This is a genomic window from Johannesbaptistia floridana (assembly GCF_057440575.1).
This window is the reverse complement of the sequence record NZ_JALKVM010000343.1, coordinates 1-7,153: the sequence shown is the minus strand read 5'-3', so window position 1 is coordinate 7,153 and position 7,153 is coordinate 1. Positions and strand designations below refer to the sequence as shown.

At 39.1% G+C, this 7,153-nt stretch carries 4 protein-coding genes; 2 read left to right on the top strand and 2 right to left on the bottom strand.

Features of this window, described 5'->3' with window-relative positions; translation table 11 throughout:
- Positions 1 to 682 precede the first annotated feature (682 nt).
- Entirely contained in the window at positions 683 to 2,716 is a 2,034-nt protein-coding gene (locus MW688_RS19145) for an SUMF1/EgtB/PvdO family nonheme iron enzyme (protein ID WP_486737613.1), read from the top strand.
- A 663-nt stretch (positions 2,717 to 3,379) separates the two neighbouring features.
- Here the strand turns inward: MW688_RS19145 and MW688_RS19140 are convergent.
- The gene (locus tag MW688_RS19140; protein ID WP_486737612.1) at positions 3,380 to 3,640 is read right to left on the bottom strand and encodes a DUF4351 domain-containing protein; all 261 of its coding nucleotides are present in this window, start codon (positions 3,638 to 3,640) and stop codon (positions 3,380 to 3,382) included.
- A gap of 717 nt (positions 3,641 to 4,357) precedes the next feature.
- Between MW688_RS19140 and MW688_RS19135 the strand changes: the two genes are divergently transcribed.
- A complete protein-coding gene (locus MW688_RS19135) occupies positions 4,358 to 6,307 on the top strand; it encodes an SUMF1/EgtB/PvdO family nonheme iron enzyme (protein WP_486737611.1) in 1,950 nt (649 codons plus the stop codon).
- 595 nt (positions 6,308 to 6,902) lie between these two features.
- Here the strand turns inward: MW688_RS19135 and MW688_RS19130 are convergent.
- On the bottom strand, positions 6,903 to 7,153 hold a 251-nt coding region (locus MW688_RS19130), incomplete at its 5' end, for a DUF4351 domain-containing protein (protein WP_486737610.1).

The following is a 7,153-nucleotide window of genomic DNA, read 5'->3' as shown; positions in this document are numbered from 1 at the left end:
AATCAATGATGATTCTGATAAACTCTGTTCCAATCTTATCGCAAAAAGGGTTCTGTTGTAAAAAATTTCTGTAGTTGGGTAGCGATGTTAATATATAAAAAAATGAAGACATTTGCTGTCAATAAATTATTTTAATAATAATAACTTTTACCTAGTGCGATCGCCTTACTAATCTGTTTGTATCTCAACTCATATCTTGCACTCCCAAAAAAGTACTGAAATTGGCCAACAGGCTCCGAATCAATTTTTAAGGGGTTAGGATCAACTCATTACTCATTACTATAGCAGTACTTGTTGACATGTTTGACATTTTGATCCCCCCTAACCCCCCTTGAAAAAGGGGGGAAAGAGCTTTATTTTGATGTCAAACACCATAATGCGTGGAGCTATAATTAGTTGCTCACTCAACCACCACCAGTAACTTTGGGTAAAGATGCGAGGGTCTGAGTTTTACCTGGTGCGATCGCCTTACTAATCTCTTTGTATCTCAACTCATATAGCAATTCCAAAAAAGTACTATTTGCATCAATATCTCATAATATAACTGATTAAACGGACTTGATATTACTTCAAAACTTCAAAACTCCAAGACTAATTACTCATTACTTCAAAACTCATTACTTCAAAACTCATTACTCAATTATGTTATGCTATTTTTAATTACTAAAATTGTAAGCAGATTATGCCTATCTGTCTCAACCCTAGCTGTCAAAACCCAGATAACCCAGATAACAATAACCTCTGCCATGGTTGTGGTGCTAACTTAGCACAAAGTACAATTACCTACGATTTTGAAGACTATCGCATCATCAAAATTTTAGGACAAGGAGGTTTCGGTCGCACCTACCTAGCAGAACAAATCAGAGTCTTTAACCGCCAAGTGGTGATTAAAAAACTAATTTCTACAGAGGCCACAAACACTCAAGCTAAGCAAATAGTTCAGAACTTGTTTGAGAGAGAGGCGAAGAAACTGTCTGAATTAGAACATCCTCAAATACCGGAGATTTACGACTATTTTAGTAAAGATGATAGTTTTTATTTGGTGCAACAGTATATTGAAGGGGAAAACCTCTTAGAGGAGTACAAGATTCAAGGGCGATTTAGTGAAGAGAAAATAGAAGAGATTCTCAACTCCATCTTACCAGTGTTAGCCTATCTGCAAGAGCAAAATATTCTGCACCGAGATATTAAACCAGAAAATATCATGCGCCGGGGTCAAGATGGAACTTTGTTTTTAATTGACTTTGGGGCAGTAAAAGAAGTAGAGGGTAACCCTCAGACCCAGATGACTAGCATATTTACTCCAGGATATGCAGCCAGAGAACATATCAAGGGAAGGCCAACAGCAGCGAGTGATATCTATAGCTTGGGTGCAACTTGTATTCGTTTATTCACAGGCTGCCTGCCAGTAGGGGGAAAAGATGTAATTTACAATGACGATGATAATAAATGGACATGGAGAGAATATCTAGAGGCAAGAAAGCTGAAGATTAAGCCGAAATTAGCAGAAATACTGGATAAGATGGTCACAGATTCCTTGAGAGCGCGTTATACAAATGCTCAGGCAGTAATAGATGATTTATCATCGTTAAAATCGGCACCCCCTACTCCACAAGCAAAACCACCCACAATACCCACTGTAACTGTAGAATCACCATCTAGTTCACCACCAAAACCACCAACAATACCCACTGTAACCGTGCCATCATCTTCTTCCCCTATATCCCGAGGTAAGGTGTTGAAATGGTTGGGAGCATTTGGAGGAGGTGCTTTAGCATTTGGGGGAATTAGTAGTTTGTTTAAGTCACAACAAGAGCAACTCCCCAGTAATCCACCATCACCAGTTCCGTCATCAGATACACCGGGTACTGAATTTAACTATGAAGTAGTAAAAGTGAATAGGCGTGGAGAAATTATTGAAACTAGAAATGAAAGCAACAAATATCAACGCTTTGATTTAACTGAAGGAGTAAGCATAGACTTTGTCTATATACCAGGAGGGAAATTTACCATTGGTTCACCAGCAACTGAAGTAAATAGAAGTGATCATGAAGGACCACAAACAGAGATAACTTTGAAACCATTCTGGTTAGGGAAATATCCAGTGACTCAAGCTCAATATCAAGCAGTAATGGGAGAAAATCCGGCTTATTTCCCAGGAAATAACCGACCTGTAGAGACGGTAAGTTGGAACGATGCCGTTAAGTTTTGTGAAGAAGTGAGCAAAAAGTTAGGAAAAGAGATACAATTACCATCAGAGGCGCAGTGGGAATATGCTTGCCGTGCCGGGACAACTACTCCTTTTTACTTTGGGGAGACTATAACTAGTGAATTGGCCAATTATGATGGCAATTATACCTATGCTGATGAACCAAAAGGAGGGGTGCGACTAGAAACGACAGAAGTGGGAATATTTCCTCCTAATGCCTTTGGATTATATGATCTGCACGGAAATGTGTGGGAATGGTGTTTAGATAACTATATAGATAACTATCGAAATATACCGTTAGATGGAAAACCTTTTCTTCTTTCTGAAAGTGGTGTTACAAAATTACTCCGTGTTCTTTCAAGAAGGCGTAGCATCAAAGTAATCCGTGGTGGTGCATTGAACAACTCCCCGTTGGGCTGCCGCGCTGCCTCTCGCAATGGGAACAGCCCCGGCTTCGCGAACGGCTACTACGGCTTTCGTGTGGTGGTAGTCGGCGAAACCCTTTAGCCCTTTTACCCTTTTGCCGCTAGGCGGCAAATTTAGGTTGTGCAAGTAGTATGTATGTACTTATTTAGATTGTAGGGATCATACGCTTTGGTTAGTTTAGATAAACTTCTACAAGATAATCATAATAGAGTAAAATTGAGAAAAAGTCAAGTAAATAATCAAAAGAATAGGTAACCTATATGAAGAAATTATCGACCCAGAAAATCTCTACCTAGCTGCAAAAAAAGCACAAAAAGGTAAAAGAAATAGAGCTAATGTAATCGCATTTCACGAGAATCTAGAAAAAGAAATCAGAAAACTACAGGAAGAACTTAGTAGCAAAACTTATCAACCAGGAGAATATCATACCTTTTATCTCAAAGAGAAAAAGACACGCTTGATTTCGGTCGCTCCCTATCGCGATCGCCTAGTGCATCATGCTCTTTGTAATATAATTATGCCTATTTTTGATGTAAGTTTTATCGACCATTCCTAGGCTAATAAAACTGAGGGGTAAGTTTTAGGGTCTCTGAGTAAGTCAAAACTTGACTGGATAATGGATAGAAAGTTAGCTCACGCCCTTGGTAAGCTCCCCAGAAGCGAGGGCGCCAATAGCGCACCAGCATATTCAGATAAAGCCCACAGCAAAGCATCTTTACCAATTCTCAATGACTATGACCACCATTACAGATTATTTTGTAACCAGGTCAAAACATCATCTTGAGATTGAAAATCAAATAATGCTTCCCCTAAATTCTCCAATGATTCTACAGATAAACTGCGAATTTGGCCCTCTAAATCTGGAGAAATTCCGGGAAAACGACGATTTAGCTGACGAATTATCAGGTTTGCTTCTCCTTCCTTTTTCCCTTGTTGCATACCTTGTTGCATACCTTCTGCGATAGCTTTCGCTCGGTCTTGTTGATATAGTGGTTTTAAACGCATAATTAGTTCCTCAGTTTCTGAATCTCTTTCCTTTTGGGCAAATAAGTTCTGCTCTAAATTATATAACTGTTCTAAAACACTTGACTTGAAGGGATTATTCTCTTCTAATGAGTTTACCTCTTCAAGATGTTAAAATATCAAAAAATGAAGACATTTGCTGTCAATAAATTATTTTAATAATAATAACTGTTACCTGATGCGATCGCCTTACTAATCTGTTTGTATCTCAACTCATATCTTGCACTCCCAAAAAAGTACAGAAATTGGCCAACAGGGGAGAATCAAAATTTAATAGGTTAGGATCAATTCTTTAACTCATTACTATAGCAGTACTTGTTGACATGTTTGACATTTTGATCCCCCCTAACCCCCCTTGAAAAAGGGGGGAAAGAGCTTTATTTTGATGTCAAACACCATAATGCGTGGAGCTATAATTACTTCCTCACTCAACCACCACCAGTAACATTAGGTAAAGATGCGAGGGTCTGAGTTATCGGCTATCGCCTTACTAATCTGTTTGTATCTCAACTCATATCTTGCACTCCCAAAAAAGTACAGAAATTGGCCAACAGGGGAGAATAAAATTTTAATAGGTTAGGATCAATTCTTTAACTCATTACTTCAAGACTTCAAAACTCATTACTCATTACTCATTACTCATTACTCAGTTATCAATTATGTTATGCTATTTTTAATTACTAAAATTGTAAGCAGATTATGCCTATCTGTCTCAACCCTAGCTGTCAAAACCCAGATAACCCAGATAACAATAACCTCTGCCATGGTTGTGGTGCTAACTTAGCACAAAGTACAATTACCTACGATTTTGAAGACTATCGCATCATCAAAATTTTAGGACAAGGAGGTTTCGGTCGCACCTACCTAGCAGAACAAATCAGAGTCTTTAACCGCCAAGTGGTGATTAAAAAACTAATTTCTACAGAGGCCACAAACACTCAAGCTAAGCAAATAGTTCAGAACTTGTTTGAGAGAGAGGCGAAGAAACTGTCTGAATTAGAACATCCTCAAATACCGGAGATTTACGACTATTTTAGTAAAGATGATAGTTTTTATTTGGTGCAACAGTATATTGAAGGGGAAAACCTCTTAGAGGAGTACAAGATTCAAGGGCGATTTAGTGAAGAGAAAATAGAAGAGATTCTCAACTCCATCTTACCAGTGTTAGCCTATCTGCAAGAGCAAAATATTCTGCACCGAGATATTAAACCAGAAAATATCATGCGCCGGGGTCAAGATGGAACTTTGTTTTTAATTGACTTTGGGGCAGTAAAAGAAGTAGAGGGTAACCCTCAGACCCAGATGACTAGCATATTTACTCCAGGATATGCAGCCAGAGAACATATCAAGGGAAGGCCAACAGCAGCGAGTGATATCTATAGCTTGGGTGCCACTTGTATTCGTTTATTCACAGGCTGCTTGCCAGTAGGGGGAAAAGATGTAATTTACAATGACGATGATAATAAATGGACGTGGAGAGAATATGTAGAGGCAAAAAAGCTGAAAATTAAACCGAAATTAGCAGAAATCCTAGACACAATGGTTAGGGATTCTCTGAAGGAGCGTTATCCAGATGCTCAGGCAGTAATAAGGGATTTATCTTTGTTGAAACCAGTTCCTTCTACTCCACAAGCAAAGCCATCAACGATACCTACTGTAACTCTAGAATCATCATCTACTCCACAAGCAAAACCATCAACAATACCTACTGTGACTGCGCCATCATCTTCTTCCCCCATATCCCGAGGTAAGGTGTTGAAATGGTTGGGAGCATTTGGAGGAGGCGTATTAGTATTTGGCGGAATCAGTACTGTTCTCAAACAACGACAAGATGATTTTCCAGAATTTAACTATGAAGTAGTAAAAGTGAATAGGCGTGGAGAAATTATTGAAACTAGAAATGAAAGCAACAAATATCAAAGCTTCGATTTAGGTTCAGGAGTAAGCATAGACTTTGTCTATATACCAGGAGGAAAATTTACCATTGGTTCACCAGCAACTGAAGCAGGTAGAGGTAATGAGGAGGGACCACAAACAGAGATAACTTTGAGACCATTCTGGTTAGGGAAATATCTAGTGACACAAGCTCAATATCAAGCAGTAATGGGAGAAAAGCCCGCTAGTTTCATAGGAAGTAACCTACCTGTAGACAGGGTAAGTTGGAACGATGCAGTTAAGTTTTGTGAAGAAGTGAGCAAAAAGTTAGGAAAAGAGATACAATTACCATCAGAGGCGCAGTGGGAATATGCTTGCCGTGCCGGGACAACTACTCCTTTTTACTTTGGGGAGACTATAACTACTCAATTGGCTAATTATGAGGGAAATTATACCTATGGTGATGAACCAAAAGGGGAGTATCGAGAAGAGACCACAGAAGTAGGAATTTTTCCACCCAATGCTTTTGGATTATATGATCTGCACGGAAATGTGTGGGAATGGTGCTTAGATGACTATATAGATAACTATCGAAATATATCATTAGATGGAAAACCTGTTTTCTCAGGAGCAAGTAGTATAAAGGTACTCCGTGGTGGTTCATGGTTCCTCAACCCGATGTTCTGCCGCGCTGCCACTCGCTTTGGGAACCTCCCCGGCAGCGCGTACAGCGGCTACGGATTTCGTGTGGTGGTGGTCGGCGAATCCCTTTAGCCCTTTTACCCTGCCGCCGCTAGGAGCGAATTTGTGGCACAAAATTGGTATGAATATACTTATTTAGATTATGCAGATTATATGCTTTAGTTACTTTAGATAAACTTGTACAGTAAAGTCATAATAGAGTAAAATAAGTATTCATCCGAACTTGATATTAGTGGGTAAGTTTTAGGGTCTCTGAGTAAGTCAAAACTTGACTGGATAATGGATAGGGAGTTAGGTATTGCCCTTGGTGAGCTCCCCAGAACTCAGACCCTCGCATCTTTACCCAAAGTTACTGGTTGTGGATGAATTATGAGTAATGAGTTTTGAAGTAATGAGTAACGAGTAAGAAGTCTTGAAGTCTTGAAGTACTAAGCAAGAAGTTTTGAAGTTTTGAAGTTTTGAAGTAATGAGTAGAAGAATTGATGTTAAACCCCTAGGAGACAAAGATTATAGAGAATTAACCATAAAGAACATTTTTCCTTAACATTAGTACATAAGTTCTGGTGGAAGATATGAGCAGAAGCGAGGGCGCCAATGGCGCACCAGCATGTTCAGATAAAGCCCACAGCAAAGCATCTTTATCAATTCTCAATGACTATGACCACCATTACAGATTATTTTGTAACCAGGTCAAAACATCCTCTTGAGATTGAAAATCAAATAATGCTTCCCCTAAATTCTCCAATGATTCTACAGATAAACTGCGAATTTGTCCCTCTAAATCTGTAGAAATTCCGGGAAAACGACGATTTAACTGACGAATTATCAGGTTTGCTTCTCCTTCCTTTTTCCCTTGCTGCATACCTTGCTGCATACCTTGCTGCATACCTTGCTGCATACCTTGCTGCATACCTTGTT